The organism is Marinomonas rhodophyticola, from assembly GCF_026113935.1.
GTDB lineage: Bacteria > Pseudomonadota > Gammaproteobacteria > Pseudomonadales > Marinomonadaceae > Marinomonas > Marinomonas rhodophyticola.
The window spans coordinates 655,168-670,418 of the sequence record NZ_JAPEUL010000004.1 but is presented as its reverse complement, the minus strand read 5'-3'; the positions used below and the strand labels follow the sequence as shown (position 1 = coordinate 670,418).

Genomic DNA, 15,251 nt, shown 5'->3' with positions numbered 1-15,251 from the left:
CCATGTCTGCATCTATCTCTATAAAAAATATAATAAAGCGATATGACAGCGTAACCGTATTAGATGACATCAACTTGCACATTGAAGACGGTGAATTTGTTGTCTTCCTTGGCCCTTCTGGCTGCGGAAAATCTACCCTATTACGCATGATTGCGGGGCTAGAATCCATCACAGAAGGCAGCATTGAAATTGGCGACAAACGCATTGATACCTTGCCACCTGGTCAACGCGGTGTGGCAATGGTGTTTCAGTCCTATGCGCTCTACCCTCACATGACGACCCGTCAAAACATGGCATTTGGCCTCGAAAACGTGAACGTCGCGCAAGACGATATTGACCGTCGCGTCAATGACGCGGCAAGAATCCTCGAAATAGATCATTTACTGGATCGTAAACCTGGAAGACTGTCTGGTGGTCAACGCCAGCGTGTTGCCATTGGCCGCGCCATCGTCAAAGAACCAAAAGCTTTCCTGTTTGATGAACCCTTGTCTAACCTAGATGCCGCTTTACGGGGTAGAACTCGATTGGAACTAGCGCAGCTCCACCAGCGCCTTGGCTCAACCATGATCTTTGTAACCCATGATCAAGTGGAAGCCATGACACTGGCCGATCGCATTGTCATCATGCACAAGCAAAAAATCGAGCAAATCGGTACACCGATGGAAATATATCAACACCCTGTCAGTCGTTTTGTCGCGGAATTTGTCGGTTCTCCACCCATGTCTATGTTGCCGATTAACCATATTGAAAACACAGTGGATGGCGTCACCGTAGAAGTCAGTGGCGCAGGTAAAGTCGTTACCGCGATCACACTACCACAGGATTTCAATGCCAAAGATGCCGTGATCGGAATTAGGGCAGAAGACACCGCCATTGTATCCCCACAAGAAGAAGGACTGGATCTAACCATCAAGGTTGTCGAACGGCTGGGGGATCGAACACTTCTGTATGGCACCTTAATTGATGGCACAGAGCTTATTGCAGAAGATACAGGTCGCTCTAAAGTAAAAGCAGGTGAAACGGTGAGAGTGTCTATTTCCCCCCATGCCGCGCATATTTTTGACGGTAATGGCTTGGCTCATCACAGCCAAAGGGAGGTGTAAGATGGCAGAAAGCTATCGTCGTTCTCGCTGGTCAAATGGCCTATTTGTCGTGCCCTATCTTAGCGTTTTTTTAACGTTACTCGTTTTTCCCCTAGGCTGGGGGATTTGGCTTTCTCTCAATAAAGTCGATCTTTTTGGCGGGGAACGCTTTATTGGCTTAAAAAACTACGCGCGGGTATTGAGCGATCCGATTTTTGCTCAAGCGGTAAAAAACACCGTCATTTTTGTTGGTGTGTCTGTACCGACCTTAGTCATATTGGGGTTATTTCTGGCCTTAGCGCTCAATAAAACCACCAAAGGGTCGTCTTTCTTACGAGGTTTGTTTTTTGCTTCTTCCATCTTATCGGTCACTATAGTCACGCTCATTTGGCGAATCGTTTTCATCCCTAATGATGGCTTAATGGCACTGATCTTTGAATATTTCGGTTGGCAGCCAATTGGTTTCCTCTCAACCACTGGTTGGTCGTTATTTTCGGTTGGTGTCGCAACGGTATGGTGGTGTATCGGTTTGCCCATGATGCTTTTTTTGGCGGCATTGCAGCAAATCCCCAAAGACCTTTATGAAGCCGCAGCACTAGACAACGCCTCCCGCTGGCGGGTGCTCACACGCATCACACTGCCTTCCATTAAATCCACTATTATGCTGGTTGCCGTGATTCAAGTGGTCATGCAATTCCAGTTGTTTGGTCAAGCTCAATTAATGACCAATGGTGGTCCAGCGAGACTCCTCTCGCCCAATCGTTATGTACATCTATGAAGTAGGTTTTTTACGCTGGGACATTGGTATGGGTGCGGCGGCATCGCAAATTCTGTTTTTAATCATCCTATGTGCCGCCATGCTGCAATACTGGATCAGCACTCGTAAAGAGGAGGCAGACGCATGAAAACCATGAATTATTCTCCTGAGCATTTAACCTCAAACCGCCATCTGTTTTGGATAGCGGCTGTGCTTGGCGTCATTATGATGGCACCAGTAGCGTGGATCGTCGGCTTGTCTCTAAAAGACAACGCCGAATTGCTCAAAGGCACCGAAGCCGTTTTTGCCATGCCGTATACCTTGGTGAATTACGCCAATATTCTGGAATCATCCAGTGTGTTTGGTTGGTTTATAAATTCGATGATAGTGGCCATCGGCCAAACCATCGGCGTATTGCTGCTGTCTTCTCTTGCTGGCTATGCCTTTGCAAGACTGGAGTTTCCATTCCGCAGAACATTGTTCATCATTGTATTATTTGGCTTAGCGGTACCAGAACAAGCCGTCATTATTGCACGCCATCAAATGTTCAACTGGTTTGATCTGCATAACACGCACATAGGCTTAATATTGCCTAACTTGTCTTCTGCGTTTGGCGTTTTTCTGATGACGCAATTCTTCCGAGCCATCCCCAAAGAAATCGACGAAGCCGCCATGCTCGACAACGCTTCGACCTTTCGTATTTTTTGGAAAGTGTTATTGCCACTGACGCTGCCCGCCCAAGCAACGTTAGGTATTTTCACCTTTTTGCAAGCTTGGAATGATTATTGGTGGCCACTCATCTCAGCGACCAAAGCCGATATGTACACACTCACCATAGGCATCGCCTCCTCGCAAACCAACTTTGCGCAGTCAGAAGGCTTAGGCTTTTTAGGCGCTCAAGCCGTCTTTGCCTCTTTACCTGTGGTGATCGTCTATATCTTTTTCCAACGCCACATCGTCACAGCGGTCTCTGGCGGTGCCGTGAAATAACACACTCACAATGACAAGTAAAAAAAGAAAACAATAACAACCAAGGAGAAAAAAATAATGAAAAGATTACTTCTCGGAACAACAGCAATAAGCTTATTGGCGCTATCACCCTTAGCCAATGCCAATACCACCATAGAGTTACAACGCTTCTTTGGTGCCTGCGAAGCAGAGTACGGTAAAACAACCGACGTATCTGCTGCCGTTGGTGAATGTGGCATTATTACAACGCTCGTCAATAAATTCGAAGCAGACAACCCTGATATCAAGGTCAATGTCACCACCGTAGAATGGCCAGGATACGATCAGTTAAACGCACAGTTAGCCTCTCGCTCTGCTCCAGATGTAGTGTCGATGCATTATTCTGCTATGTCAGATTATCAATCCCGTGGATTGTTGGTGCCGCTTGATGATGTGTTAAAAGGGCAACATATTAAAGCATCCGATTTCACCGATGCCGCTATCTCCAGTGTTACGAAAGAGAACAAAGTCTACGCTCTACCTTTTGACAACTGGACCATGCTCTTTCACGTTAACAACAACCTAATGAAAAAGGCAGATCTGCTGACAGCGGATGGTAAACCCATATTGCCCGACAGCAGCGATACGCTTTTTGCCCAAGGTGAGCAATTCAAGAGCGCGACAAACAAGCCTTACCTTATACAAATTTCAGCCAATGAAACCGCCGCTTATGCACGTATTTTTTATACCCTCATGATGCAACAAAACAGTAAGTTTTTTGATGACCCAAATCGCATCGACTTAAGTGGTAAAGACGCCAAAGCCGCCCTTACATTGATGAAAAACATCATGGACAAAGGACTCAGTACAAAAAATATGGATTACCCTGCTGCCGTATCGGCTTTTGCCAATGGCGACGGAGGTATCGCTGTGAATGGAACATGGCTAATTGGCACGTACGATGCGCAATCAAAAGAGCCGAATAATGCCTTGTCTGATGGCTACAGTGTTTTCCCTGTGCCACAATTTTTCCAACAAAAAGATGCAACCTATGCGGATGGCCACGGTTGGGTTGTGCCTCGCGGGGACCGAACGGATGAAAAAATGGCCGCCATTGGTAAACTGTTTAAGTTTTTCTATGACAACAACTATGAATGGTCTCGAACAGGCCACTTACCAACGGTGAAAAAAGTCATTACCAGTGAGGCGTTCAAATCCTTACCTCATCGCAGTGATATTGCGAAAGTGGCCACAACAGGACAAGCCTTGCCGGCTGAGGTATTACGTCAATTTGCCATCCAAGATATTATCGGAGAAGAGTTGGGTTCTGCGGTTAATGGTGACAAATCGATAGACGATGCTCTAAAAACAGCGCAATATCGTGTTAATGACTTGTTAGAAAATATCTAATTTATTCTTAACGGGGGCTTCGGCTCCCGTTTATTTCAATAAAAGAGCTTTTACCATGAACCTAGCGCCAGACTTAAACCAAGTTCAGTGCATTACACTTACTAACGCACAACTTAAGGTCAACATCTTAACCTTAGGAGCCAGTATCCAATCCATTTATCTAAAAGGGTATGCGCACTCGCTCGTCTTAGGATCATCGAATCTATCCGACTATCTTGGTGACGCCAAGTATTTCGGAGCTGTTGTCGGACGCGTCGCCAATCGGACCGCCAAAGGCCATGCTGTCGTCGATGGTAAAACTTATCAATTGCCACTGACATTACCAGAACCTCATCATTTACATGGTGGTCCTGCAGGCACAGGCAGTAAAAATTGGTCGGTCGTCGAGCAAGCCGATGATAGAGTGCAACTACAGACACGACTTAGCGACGGTGAAATGGGGTATCCCGGTAACATGGTGGTTAATGTTGTCTATCAATTACTCGATAACAGTTTAGAAATGGACATTACTGCGACCACAGATCGCTTAACGATTTGTAACTTTGCAGGTCACAGCTATCTTAACCTAGATGGCACCGGCTCAATTCTGGACCATCAACTTCACATCAAAGCTGACCATTATTTGCCTGTCGATAACGAGCTGATTCCTACCGGCGAAGTCACTCCTACTGAAGGAAGCGCCTTTGATTTTAATCAGTTACGCCGTATTGGTCGTGAAGATTATCCAGGGCTTGATACGAATTTCTGTCTTTCACTTCGCAATCGCCCATTGCAAACCGTAGCGACGCTCAAAGCGCCCATTACTGGGCTAACTCTGGATTACCAAACCACCGAGCCAGGATTGCAGGTCTACGATGGACGACACATTCAGCTCAGTGCAGCATCCAACATCAACCCAGGCAGGCTGACAGCGTACGCCGGTCTTGCCCTAGAAGCACAACATTGGCCAGATGCGGTTCACCAGTCTCATTTTCCGCCTATTTTGTTAGCACCAGAAGATCGCTATCAACAAATTACGCGTTATGTCTTTAGGTAGTTGTAACATTACACCATCCAAAAACGAAAAAGAGACGCTGCGACCGAAATGGTACCAGCGTCCCTTTTTTATCAATGAAAGCTGCGCCTATAACGCTAAGGTAAAAGTACCTTCAGGGGTTACTGGTAGGTACTTTTTATAAAAGTCTAAGTACGCTTGCTCAGGATTTAAATCTGAGAACAATTCTGGATACATGGCTTTTGCATAAAACTCGATCATCGCAGCATCTAAAATAGTACGGCATGCGCCATGATAAGCACCAAATAAACGATTATTTTGCACCGCCGAAATGGAAGACCAACCCAAGCGATCCTTATACCCGGCCAAACGTTTACGAGCTTCCGCTGTGTCAACACCTTGTCCCATCAGCATAGAATCCGTCCCCTTGCCTGTCTCGTAGCCAGTGATAATGATCACATCTGGGTTTGAAGCAATAACTTGCTCAGGATTCAATCGACCCCACCACTCAACAAATGGTGCGGAAATATTATCGCCACCCGCCATGGTTGAAATCGCGCCCCACATGTTTTTACCAAAGGTAAAACCCAGCTCCTGCACACCCGATGCACCAAACTCCGTATACACTTTTGGCTGCGGTAAATTGGCATCGGCAAGACGCTTACTGATGCTTTCTACAGTTTGCTTATACTCAGCAGCAATTTTTGCGGCTCTCGCTTCTTGTCCGGTGATCAAACCAATCAGCTCGGTACTTTTAACATGTCGCTCCACCGTTTGAGCATTATAATCGACCACAACAACGGAGATACCAGCATTCTCAAGACGCTCAATATCTGTACCCAGCCCTTTAAACTGCCATTCAGCTAACATCAACACATCTGGGTTTAAACTAATGGCTTTTTCCACCGAGAAAGTTTGCGTATCAACACGGCCTATTTCAGGAATATCTTGTAATGAAGGACGGTGCTTCACATACATTTCCCAACTAGCGGAGCGCGCTTCCCATATATACTTAGACATGGCAACAACCTTGTCATAAGCCGCTTCCGTACCAATGGCCATATAATCTTCAGGATAAAAACCCACGATAACTCGCTGGGCGGGCGAATTAAACGTCACATCACGGTCAAGAACATCTTTTACCGTCACTTGACCGGCCCAAGACGAACTTACCCATAGAGTAAATACAAACATCACAAACGACTTAATCATGATAATACCTTATACAAGAAACATTAGGCGGGTATGATAATCGTTATCACTTTATTTTAATATTACTTCTTGCTCTTTTTATGCCTAAGTCGACAGAAAAAAGGACATAAAAAAACAAAAGCCACCTTAGGCAGCTTTTGTTTTACAACGCATTTTATAACCGTACAAATTACTCGGTGCGGAAGCGAACCACCATTGAATGCAGCTCTTTGCTTAGCTGGTCTTGTTTACGACACAGTTCAGCAACGTCTCCGGATATACCCGATACCCTATGGGCCGATTCACTGATGGCGTTGATATTTTCATTCACCCCTTCGGTAACAGCACGTTGTTCTTCTGCAGACGCCGCAGTTTGCATGGTCATATCACGCATTTGTTTAACGACCTCTTCAATCTGCTCAAACGAATCAAGCGCTTGATCAGACAAACTAATGGCACTTTCCGATTCAGCCAAACTCGTCACCATAGAATCCGACGCTTGTTTGGTTCGACTAGCAAGCAAGCCTAAAATATGGCTAATCTGTTCCGTCGATTCTTGTGTTCGACCCGCCAAGGTCCTTACTTCGTCCGCGACTACGGCAAAGCCACGACCTTGTTCACCCGCACGAGCTGCCTCAATGGCCGCATTTAAAGCAAGCAAATTGGTTTGCTCTGCAATGCCTTGAATCGTCGACAAAATTTGATTGATATTCGTGGTTTCTTTTTGCAGCTCGGTGATAATCTGATTCGATTCTTTTAAACGCGTGCCTAAACGATTTACGCCTTCCGCACTGTGCTTAAGAAGGTTTTTACCTGCTATCGTGGTTTCCAAACCTTTCTCGGAAAACTGAGCCGAATTCGCACAACTTTCTGCGGCTTCATTAGAGGCAATCAGCATTTGTTGTCCCGCTTCTGCAATCAGCTCAATAGACTGTAATTGGTCTGTCGCAGCTTGGGCAACATCACTTGCTTTGGAAGACGTTTCCGCGGCAATCTTATCAATTTGCATACTGGATTTTTTAATCCCAAGAATCAATGCGCGAGTAGACTCAATAAACTGATTAAACCAATTAGAAAGAGTGCCCGTTTCATCGTTGGTTTCAATGTCAATTTTCGATGTTAAGTCGCCTTCACCTTCTGCTAAAACGCGCAAATGGCTAGAAACAGATTCAATTGGGGTAATCAAACTTTTCGCCATCAAGTAAGCAACAACGGCAAATACCAGTAATAACAAAATACAAACAATGGCCGTGGTTTTGACCAATTCCATAGTACTGGCATAGATTTCAGACGCCGGCATCAAACCGACAAACTTCCATTTAAGATTTGGGGAGGTGTACACATTGGCATAGTAGTCAGCACCATCGAGTGTAAAACGAATTAACCCCTCTGACGTTTGTGCAATTTTTTGATACGCTTCACCAGAGAGGCCTCACCAATTTTCTTAAAATTGTTCTCGGCATGCAGTGCATCCACCAAAATTGTACCCGTATTCTCCACAACCATGATGCTACCAGAATTGCCTAGCTTGGTTTTATTGGCCATTTCAGTCAAGGTTTTGATGGACACATCCACCGCAACAACGCCACCGATTGCATTACCCTTATTGTAAGTACGAACAGCAGACACATAAACAGCATCGTCTGGTTCCCAATAATAAGCATCACGCAGAGTTACCCTTCCAGGGGTTTCCATCGCTCTTGAGTACCACCCCCGTTGTTTAGGGTGCCACTCTGCGTACTCATAGGTACCGGGCCATTCTAGATAGCCATCACCGTCATCTCCCATGTAGACATACACATAATTTGAGTTGTTTTTACCAATGGCTTCAAACAAATTAAAAATGTCAGCCTCGCGTCCACCATTTTGCTTAGCGACGCTACTGGGCGCTTTGCCTTGTTTTTCATGATACGTCGTTAATGGCATCGCATTAGGATCGGTAACAGGATCGCTGTCAGCCATAAATCCTACAACCGACTTTATGTCACTCATAAATTGATCAAAAGATTTCTCTACTGCACTTAAGGTTTGCCCACTGTTCTGTGAAAAAGTCTTAAGTGCCTGATCAGAGGCGAGAAAGGCAGTAATCGAACTAACGATTAAAACAGGTAAAACGGTGGCAATTGAAAAAGCAATCAATAACTTTGTTTTAATTTTCATATCATATTTCCAAGTATATTAATGTCCATATTAATAAAATAAATTCGGATCAAAAAACGGGTCATTAAAGAGTTTATAAATCAAAAACCATATCCGATCAAAGAAATAAGGTTATTGATAATAAATTACTATTAAAAACCCACAAACTGATTAAATCTTTACTTTCTAAACAAGGATAAAATACTGGATTCTGAGAATATAAACCATCACTTCCATTAAAAAATATAATGTAAAAAATCGCTTATTGATAATATGTTAAAAAATAAAAAGACACCTTTCGAATTTGCACTTTTTTAGAGCGTGACATCAACATTTAACCAAAAGCCGCCATTACACTAGATACTTCAGGCAAAACCGTCGTGTTGTCTTTTTGCATATCGCGGCAAAGATCTTTTACGAAAGGTGTTTGCTCTGGGTAAGCTTGCAGCCATGCTAAAATGGCAGCCTGCACGTCGGCTAAACTTTGCTCTTGTGTGACAGGTGCACCAAGCGCGATGAGCCTTTCTTTAAAATCGACTTCGTCGATCAAATCTACGATCATCATATTGTATACCTATAAACAAACATTTTATTTTGTTCAATCAATTACTATGGGAACTTATAGCTTATACCTAAGTAAGCTCTTAGCGCACCACTTTTTCTTCAAGTAGCAAATCAAATATGGCCTTGGCTTTTTCCTTTGAGGTTTCATTCTTCATGATCTTACCACCGCCACCAACTGGTTTTGCTGTCGCGGCTTTCATTCGATCCGCTGCCGTTTTCGCTTTTACAACTTTAATACGCTTAGGACGTGGCTTGGCTGCGGTTATCTGCCAGTGACTGGCCTCTTCATCTTTCTCTGTCATAACCGTTAATACATCAAACTCTGCTCGCTGGCCGGGACCGAATGCCGTTTGACGGGCCTCTTGCGCCGCATTATCCACACTGGCAATAAAAGGCAGTGACACTTCTACTGCGCGACGCTGACCTCGTGGCAATGCCATGAGTACTTCCGCTTTGCCATTCTTCACACTCAAAATTTCCGCAATGCGAGGAACCAAAGGCCAGCCAAGTTGCTCTGCCAACAAATACGGCAACATACCAGATGACTCGCCACCTTCTGAACGAACACCTGTCAATACAACCTCTGCTTGGTTTTCCTTTAAAAACGACATGAGTACTGGCAGCGCATCGCAATCACTTTCTTGTGATAAGACCGTTAAGGATGACAAGCCCATACCAGCATATTGCCGCAAAATAGGCTCATCTTCATTGCCCGCGTGAACAACAGTTAAAGCACTACCAGCCAACTTCAAACCCAATTCAACGGCACGACCATCCTGTTCAGCCCGTCTAGCACGACCAGATTGAGGATGGCGACCAATTGATATCAAAGACACCACATTGACATTAGGCTGCATTACTTTTCTCCTCATTAAGCTTAGTGGCTGCATGTTGCTGAGCAAGCTGAATAAGCGCCTCTAGCATCGCTTCGCTATCAGCAATCACAGCTAAATCTGCACGCTTCACCATGTCGCATCCCGCGTCTGTATTGATAGCAACCACCTTATCGCACTGACCAATCCCCTGCATATGCTGAATAGCGCCAGAAATCCCCACCGCCAAATACACCCTTGCTGTAACCCATGTTCCAGAAGCACCTACCTGACGAAAACGTGGCATAAAGCCATCGTCCACCGCCACACGACTGGCACCTTCGGTAGCTCCCAGCGCGGCAGCAGCGGCGTGGAATTGCTCCCAATTGTGAATACCATTCCCTGCCGACAAAATAAATTCGGCTTCCGCTAGCGGTACCGCATTGGCATCCACAGGTATTTGGCCTTTATCCAACACTCGAGGCGTGATACTAGCTGTAAATTCGCCTGTCACATCCAGTGGCAATACTTGATGACGAGTCTCTTCAATGGCATTCGCACACTCTTCCATTAGCATTACAATGCGGGGCGTTTCACGCTGTATATCTTGGCTGGCTGATGCACCACGACAAACGGTTGTCGTACTGTTAACTTGCCATGCTTGCACGGCTGGCCTTTCGCCTAGTTTGGCTGCCAATCGGCTCCCCAAATCCGCGCCCCCGTGGACACTGTCCGGAAAAAGCCAATGTTCAGGTTGGTATTGAGACTCTATTTGCATAAGAGCGGCTAACTTGGCTTCAGGGGCATAACCATCAAAATAGTCAGCGCTTAAATGAATCAAGCGATCCACACCCGCCACATCAAGATGGCTATCTTTCATGTCACCGAAACACACCAGGGTAACCGCACCATTGCGCTTCGCCATAAGCTCATGGGCTAACCCTAAAATGTCTTTATCATGCGCCGTTAAACGTCCACCAATCATATCTGGCACGACCATGATATAGCGCTCTGGATTCTCTACCACATGCAAAGGCAATTGGATTTCTTTTTCTTTATTGCCGCGCTTTTTACCTGCAACATTTGCTGCCGACACATTCGCTCGGTCAATTCTCTTAATACCGTTTGGTCCAATAAATCCCACTAAATGCGGATTTTTTCGCAATAATCCTGATGGCCCTCGCACTTCAGTTTGTCCTACAGACACCATACTGTCATGCAGCGGGTGCAAGCGGTTACGCGCAATCCATTCTGCTCTAGGGTCGCGACGTAGCAAATTATCTAAAGAATCATCATTCATGACACCTACTCCGCTTCTACTATTTGCCCAGCCAGAATTTCAGCAATGTCTTTCACGACAGGTCTGGGTTCAACAACCCCCTCCAGCATCGCTGTACATTGCTGACAACCCACTGCCACCATATCGGCACCTGTGCTAACGACGTCTTCCATGCGCATATCCGCAATACGACGCTCACCTGGAATATCTGTGATGGGCGCACCGCCACCGCCACCGCAGCAACGAGAACGGAATTTTGATCGCTCCATTTCTGCGACATCAATACCCAAACTTGCGAGCAACTCACGAGGGGCTTCATATTCGCCATTGTAACGCCCTAGATAACAAGGATCGTGATACGTCACCTTACCGCCTTTAAACGCATCCAACTGTAAACGGCCTTCTTTTACTAGCCTATTCAAGAAGGTTGTGTGATGCAGTACTTCTACTGGCTCACCAGACAATGACGTCCATTCATTTGAGCCAAAATCACCGTATTCGTTGCGCAAACAATGGAAGGCATGAGGGTCTGTGGTCACAATCTTGTTGAAACGATATTTCGATAAAGTAGCGACATTGCGCTTAGCCAGATTCTGGAAGGTCGCATCATCACCCAATCGACGTGCCACATCGCCACTGTCTAACTCTTCATCACCTAAAATCGCCACATCCACATTAGCCGCTTTCATTAATTTAACAAAAGCTCGAAGAATGCGCTGGCTACGCATATCAAAAGCACCATCCGATACCCAGAATAAGACATCAGCTTGTTTGACGTCCCTCATGACAGGCAAGTTTTGATCCGCCGCCCAATTCACACGACCCGCTGGTGCGTAACCATTAGGGTTATCTGTTGCAATAATGTTTTCGAGAACTTGTGCCCCTTTATTAGGTGTCTGTCCCTTTTCCAAGGTCAAAAAACGCCTCATATCCACGATGGCATCAACGTGCTCAATCATCATTGGGCATTCTTCAACACACGCTCGGCAAGTAGTACAGGACCACAAGGTATCAGGATTCACCAAGCCTTCGGTGATAATTTGATCAGGAGAACCTTTGGCATTTCCTACTTCAATATTAGGATAAGGACTGCCTGCGTATTTCACATCGGTTCCACCCGCAAAGCCAACCACCATGTCTTGTATTAACTTTTTGGGATTTAATGGCTGCCCTGCAGCAAACGCAGGACACACCGCTTCACAACGACCGCACTGTACGCAGGCATCGAATCCAAGTAGTTGGTTCCACTTAAAATCGGTTGGTTTGGCTACCCCGTGAGAAGCGCCGCCTAGTACTGCGGGTTTGAGGCCAGTAGATCGACCACCGCCAAATCGTTCAGGCCGACGATGAAAGGCAAGATGCAAAGCACCAGCAAAAGCATGCTTCATTGGCCCGCCCCACGTCATGCCAAACAGCATTTCACCAAGACTCATTAGGATCAACACTGACAAAGCCAAAGTGAGCAGCCATCCACCAAAACCTGCTGGTAACACACCAGCAGCAGGTAAAGTCAGTACAAAAAAGGTGATCGAAAAGGTCAGCAGACTTTTAGGTAAACGCATCCACGGCCCTTTTGAAAGGCGTGAAGGCGGATTCAAACGGCGCTTATAAACAAACAAGGCACCACTGAACATCATCACCAAAGCAGCTAATAATGCCCACGCCAGAACCTTACTGTCGACACCAAACAGGTGAACAAACAGCACCAGCACCATCGCCAATACAAAACCACCACCCGTTGCAACGTGTGTACGAGACATGTATTTATCTCGCTCAACAACATGGTGAAGGTCATGTAAATAGCGTTTCGGCATGGCGAATAAACCAGCCACAATATGGACTTTTTCAGCCTGCCCTGCACGCCATAAATTGATGCGGCGAACCGCACCAATCACCGCTAACACAAGGAGGACACCAATCAATGTTGGAGGTAACCAATCAAGAATCATCTTAAACCCCTTATTGGATTAGAGGTCTTTACATAGACGCAAAGCATCATACATCGCCGCATGGACATTTCGCTGAGACACACAGTCTCCTAAACGCCATAAGATCATGCCTTCGCCATTCTGATCTTTAAGAACAGGTTGAGGTTTCACATCGAACAGCGCTTCGTTATCAATCTGACCTTTATTACGCGAACTGGCTTTCAAGGCGTAATACAAGTCTTCATTAGGACGTGTACCGTTTTCAACCACGATCTGATCCACCACACGCTCTTCTTTTTGCGCGGTGTATTCGTTTTCCAAAACAGCCACCAGCTTGTCGCCCTCACGGTACACTTTGTCGAGCAACATATCCGATGTCATGATGACTTCTTTTTCATAAAGCGAACGATAGTAAGTTGGGAAAGTCGTACCGCCGATACCCACACCCGGTTTGATGTCGTCTGTTACTAACTCCACCAAAGAACCTTTCGACGCCAAATAGTCGGCAGCCGACATACCAGAGAACTCACAAATGGTGTCGTAAACCAGTACATTTTTAGCTGGCTCAACTTTGCCGCTAAGAATATCCCACGTAGAGACAACCAACCCTTCTGCTGCGCCCCACTCTGGATTTTGCTCTAAGAATGGACGGCCGCCCGTTGCCAAAATACAGACATCTGGATTCAGCTCTTTAATCAAGGCTTCGTCCGCAGCCGTTCCTAAACGAACGTCAACCCCTAAACGCTCTACTTCCATCACCAACCAACGAGTAATACCCGCAATTTGGTCACGCTGTGGCGCTTTCGCCGCAAACACTAATTGCCCACCCAGCTCATCGGCCTTATCAATCAAGGTCACTTTATGACCACGCTCAGCCGCGACACGAGCCGCTTCCAATCCACCAGGGCCACCGCCAACCACAACCACGTTACGAATGACGCCTGATGTTTTTTCAATGATATGAGGCAATCCCATGTATTCACGGGAAGTTGCTGTATTTTGGATACACAATACGTCTAAACCTTGATACTGACGGTCAATACAGTAGTTGGCGCCAACACATTGACGAATTTGATCCACCTGATCCATTTTGATCTTGGCAATAAAGTGAGGATCGGCGATGTGTGCACGTGTCATACCGACAAAGTCCACATAGCCAGCTTCGATAATACGCTTCGCTTGGTTTGGATCTTTGATGTTTTGTGCATGAATGACAGGCACATTCACCACTTCTTTGATACCTGCCGCCAAATACAAGAAAGGCTCTGGCGGATAACTCATGTTTGGAATAACGTTCGCCAAAGTATTGTGTGTGTCACAGCCTGATCCAACGACACCAAAATAATCCACCATGCCAGTAGCATCATAATATTGCGCGATTTTTTTCATTTCTTCATGGTTTAAGCCATCTGGATGAAACTCGTCCCCTGTAATTCGCATCCCCACCACAAAGTCCGGCCCCACTTCCGCACGCACCGCTTTTAGTACTTCCATACCGAACTTCATGCGACCTTCAAATGTACCACCCCATTCATCGGTACGTTTATTCACGCGTGGTGACCAAAATTGGTCAATCATGTGTTGGTGTACTGCGGACAACTCAACACCGTCTAGTCCACCTTCTTTGGCACGACGTGCCGCTTGAGCGAAATCCCCAATAATGCGCCACATTTCTTCAACTTCAATGGTCTTACACGTAGCACGGTGAACAGGCTCACGAATACCAGAGGGCGACATCAAGTTTGGCCAATTTTCACCATCCCAACGGGAGCGGCGTCCCATGTGAGTAATTTGAATCATGATCTTGCCGCCGTGCTTATGCACCGCATCCGCAAGATTTTGAAAGTGTGGGATAATGCGATCTGTCGATAAATTAACAGAGCCCCACCAGCTTTGTGGGCTATCGATAGAAACCACACTCGAGCCACCACAAATACACAAGCCACAGCCACCTTTGGCTTTTTCTTCGTAATACTTAACATAACGATCGGTTGTCATACCGCCGTCAGTCGCATAAACCTCAGCATGAGCCGTACTGACAATACGATTGCGAATGGTTAATTTATTAATGTTAAGTGGTTCGAACAACGCATCATACTGGGACATAACATCCTGCCTTCTTGGAAACGAGGTTTAACTAAATTCTG

The 15,251-nt window shown here is 45.9% G+C and carries 14 protein-coding genes; 6 read left to right on the top strand and 8 right to left on the bottom strand.

The window, feature by feature from the left end:
- The first annotated feature begins 2 nt into the window (after window positions 1-2).
- Genes ONZ52_RS03930 through ONZ52_RS03905 form a run of 6 tightly spaced genes read left to right on the top strand, consistent with a single transcriptional unit; the run spans window position 3 to window position 5,233 of the window.
- Entirely contained in the window at window positions 3-1,103 is a 1,101-nt protein-coding gene (locus tag ONZ52_RS03930; RefSeq protein ID WP_265217396.1) for an ABC transporter ATP-binding protein, read from the top strand.
- A gap of 1 nt (window position 1,104) precedes the next feature.
- Window positions 1,105-1,860, top strand: coding sequence for a carbohydrate ABC transporter permease (locus ONZ52_RS03925; RefSeq protein WP_265217395.1), 756 nt, complete (start codon window positions 1,105-1,107; stop codon window positions 1,858-1,860).
- Window positions 1,847-1,987: a hypothetical protein gene (locus tag ONZ52_RS03920; protein ID WP_265217394.1), complete on the top strand. Its 141-nt coding sequence runs from the start codon at window positions 1,847-1,849 to the stop codon at window positions 1,985-1,987. The genes ONZ52_RS03925 and ONZ52_RS03920 overlap by 14 nt, the downstream gene beginning before the upstream one ends.
- Window positions 1,984-2,829, top strand: coding sequence for a carbohydrate ABC transporter permease (locus ONZ52_RS03915; RefSeq protein WP_265217392.1), 846 nt, complete (start codon window positions 1,984-1,986; stop codon window positions 2,827-2,829). Before ONZ52_RS03920 ends, ONZ52_RS03915 begins: the two co-directional genes overlap by 4 nt.
- 57 nt (window positions 2,830-2,886) lie before the next feature.
- Entirely contained in the window at window positions 2,887-4,197 is a 1,311-nt protein-coding gene (locus ONZ52_RS03910) for an extracellular solute-binding protein (protein WP_265217391.1), read from the top strand.
- 55 nt (window positions 4,198-4,252) lie between these two features.
- A complete protein-coding gene (locus ONZ52_RS03905) occupies window positions 4,253-5,233 on the top strand; it encodes an aldose epimerase family protein (protein WP_265217390.1) in 981 nt (326 codons plus the stop codon).
- Between the two features lie 87 nt (window positions 5,234-5,320).
- Here the strand turns inward: ONZ52_RS03905 and ONZ52_RS03900 are convergent, their stop codons facing one another.
- The 8 genes from ONZ52_RS03900 to dgcA all read right to left on the bottom strand — a co-directional run bounded on the left by ONZ52_RS03900 (window position 5,321) and on the right by dgcA (window position 15,210).
- The gene (locus ONZ52_RS03900) at window positions 5,321-6,403 is read right to left on the bottom strand and encodes an ABC transporter substrate-binding protein (protein WP_265217388.1); all 1,083 of its coding nucleotides are present in this window, start codon (window positions 6,401-6,403) and stop codon (window positions 5,321-5,323) included.
- 169 nt (window positions 6,404-6,572) lie between these two features.
- Window positions 6,573-7,682 (bottom strand): methyl-accepting chemotaxis protein, encoded by a 1,110-nt coding sequence (locus ONZ52_RS03895; protein WP_265217387.1) that lies wholly within the window; start codon window positions 7,680-7,682, stop codon window positions 6,573-6,575.
- Between the two features lie 80 nt (window positions 7,683-7,762).
- Window positions 7,763-8,542: a cache domain-containing protein gene (locus ONZ52_RS03890; RefSeq protein ID WP_265217385.1), complete on the bottom strand. Its 780-nt coding sequence runs from the start codon at window positions 8,540-8,542 to the stop codon at window positions 7,763-7,765.
- Window positions 8,543-8,855: 313 nt separating this feature from the next.
- Entirely contained in the window at window positions 8,856-9,086 is a 231-nt protein-coding gene (locus tag ONZ52_RS03885; RefSeq protein ID WP_265217384.1) for a hypothetical protein, read from the bottom strand.
- 79 nt (window positions 9,087-9,165) lie between these two features.
- A complete protein-coding gene (etfB, locus tag ONZ52_RS03880; protein ID WP_265217383.1) occupies window positions 9,166-9,942 on the bottom strand; it encodes an electron transfer flavoprotein subunit beta in 777 nt (258 codons plus the stop codon).
- A complete protein-coding gene (gene etfA / locus ONZ52_RS03875) occupies window positions 9,932-11,197 on the bottom strand; it encodes an electron transfer flavoprotein subunit alpha (protein WP_265217382.1) in 1,266 nt (421 codons plus the stop codon). The genes etfB and etfA overlap by 11 nt, the downstream gene beginning before the upstream one ends.
- A gap of 5 nt (window positions 11,198-11,202) precedes the next feature.
- Window positions 11,203-13,125 carry a (Fe-S)-binding protein gene (locus tag ONZ52_RS03870; protein ID WP_321160251.1) on the bottom strand — a complete coding sequence of 641 codons (1,923 nt, stop codon included), beginning with the start codon at window positions 13,123-13,125 and terminating at the stop codon, window positions 11,203-11,205.
- A gap of 18 nt (window positions 13,126-13,143) precedes the next feature.
- A complete protein-coding gene (gene dgcA / locus ONZ52_RS03865) occupies window positions 13,144-15,210 on the bottom strand; it encodes a dimethylglycine demethylation protein DgcA (protein WP_265217381.1) in 2,067 nt (688 codons plus the stop codon).
- Between the last annotated feature and the right edge of the window lie 41 nt (window positions 15,211-15,251).

Bases quoted from the DNA above. Each gene is read 5' to 3' on its own strand.
- ONZ52_RS03905 (WP_265217390.1), top strand. From the start codon at position 4,253: ATGAACCTAGCGCCAGACTTAAACCAAGTTCAGTGCATTACACTTACT.
- ONZ52_RS03885 (WP_265217384.1), bottom strand. From the start codon at position 9,086: ATGATGATCGTAGATTTGATCGACGAAGTCGATTTTAAAGAAAGGCTC.
- ONZ52_RS03920 (WP_265217394.1), top strand. From the start codon at position 1,847: ATGTACATCTATGAAGTAGGTTTTTTACGCTGGGACATTGGTATGGGT.
- etfB (WP_265217383.1), bottom strand. From the start codon at position 9,942: ATGCAGCCTAATGTCAATGTGGTGTCTTTGATATCAATTGGTCGCCAT.
- ONZ52_RS03915 (WP_265217392.1), top strand. From the start codon at position 1,984: ATGAAAACCATGAATTATTCTCCTGAGCATTTAACCTCAAACCGCCAT.
- ONZ52_RS03900 (WP_265217388.1), bottom strand. From the start codon at position 6,403: ATGATTAAGTCGTTTGTGATGTTTGTATTTACTCTATGGGTAAGTTCG.
- ONZ52_RS03895 (WP_265217387.1), bottom strand. From the start codon at position 7,682: ATGCCGGCGTCTGAAATCTATGCCAGTACTATGGAATTGGTCAAAACC.
- ONZ52_RS03925 (WP_265217395.1), top strand. From the start codon at position 1,105: ATGGCAGAAAGCTATCGTCGTTCTCGCTGGTCAAATGGCCTATTTGTC.
- ONZ52_RS03870 (WP_321160251.1), bottom strand. From the start codon at position 13,125: ATGATTCTTGATTGGTTACCTCCAACATTGATTGGTGTCCTCCTTGTG.
- dgcA (WP_265217381.1), bottom strand. From the start codon at position 15,210: ATGTCCCAGTATGATGCGTTGTTCGAACCACTTAACATTAATAAATTA.
- ONZ52_RS03910 (WP_265217391.1), top strand. From the start codon at position 2,887: ATGAAAAGATTACTTCTCGGAACAACAGCAATAAGCTTATTGGCGCTA.
- ONZ52_RS03890 (WP_265217385.1), bottom strand. From the start codon at position 8,542: ATGAAAATTAAAACAAAGTTATTGATTGCTTTTTCAATTGCCACCGTT.
- ONZ52_RS03930 (WP_265217396.1), top strand. From the start codon at position 3: ATGTCTGCATCTATCTCTATAAAAAATATAATAAAGCGATATGACAGC.
- etfA (WP_265217382.1), bottom strand. From the start codon at position 11,197: ATGAATGATGATTCTTTAGATAATTTGCTACGTCGCGACCCTAGAGCA.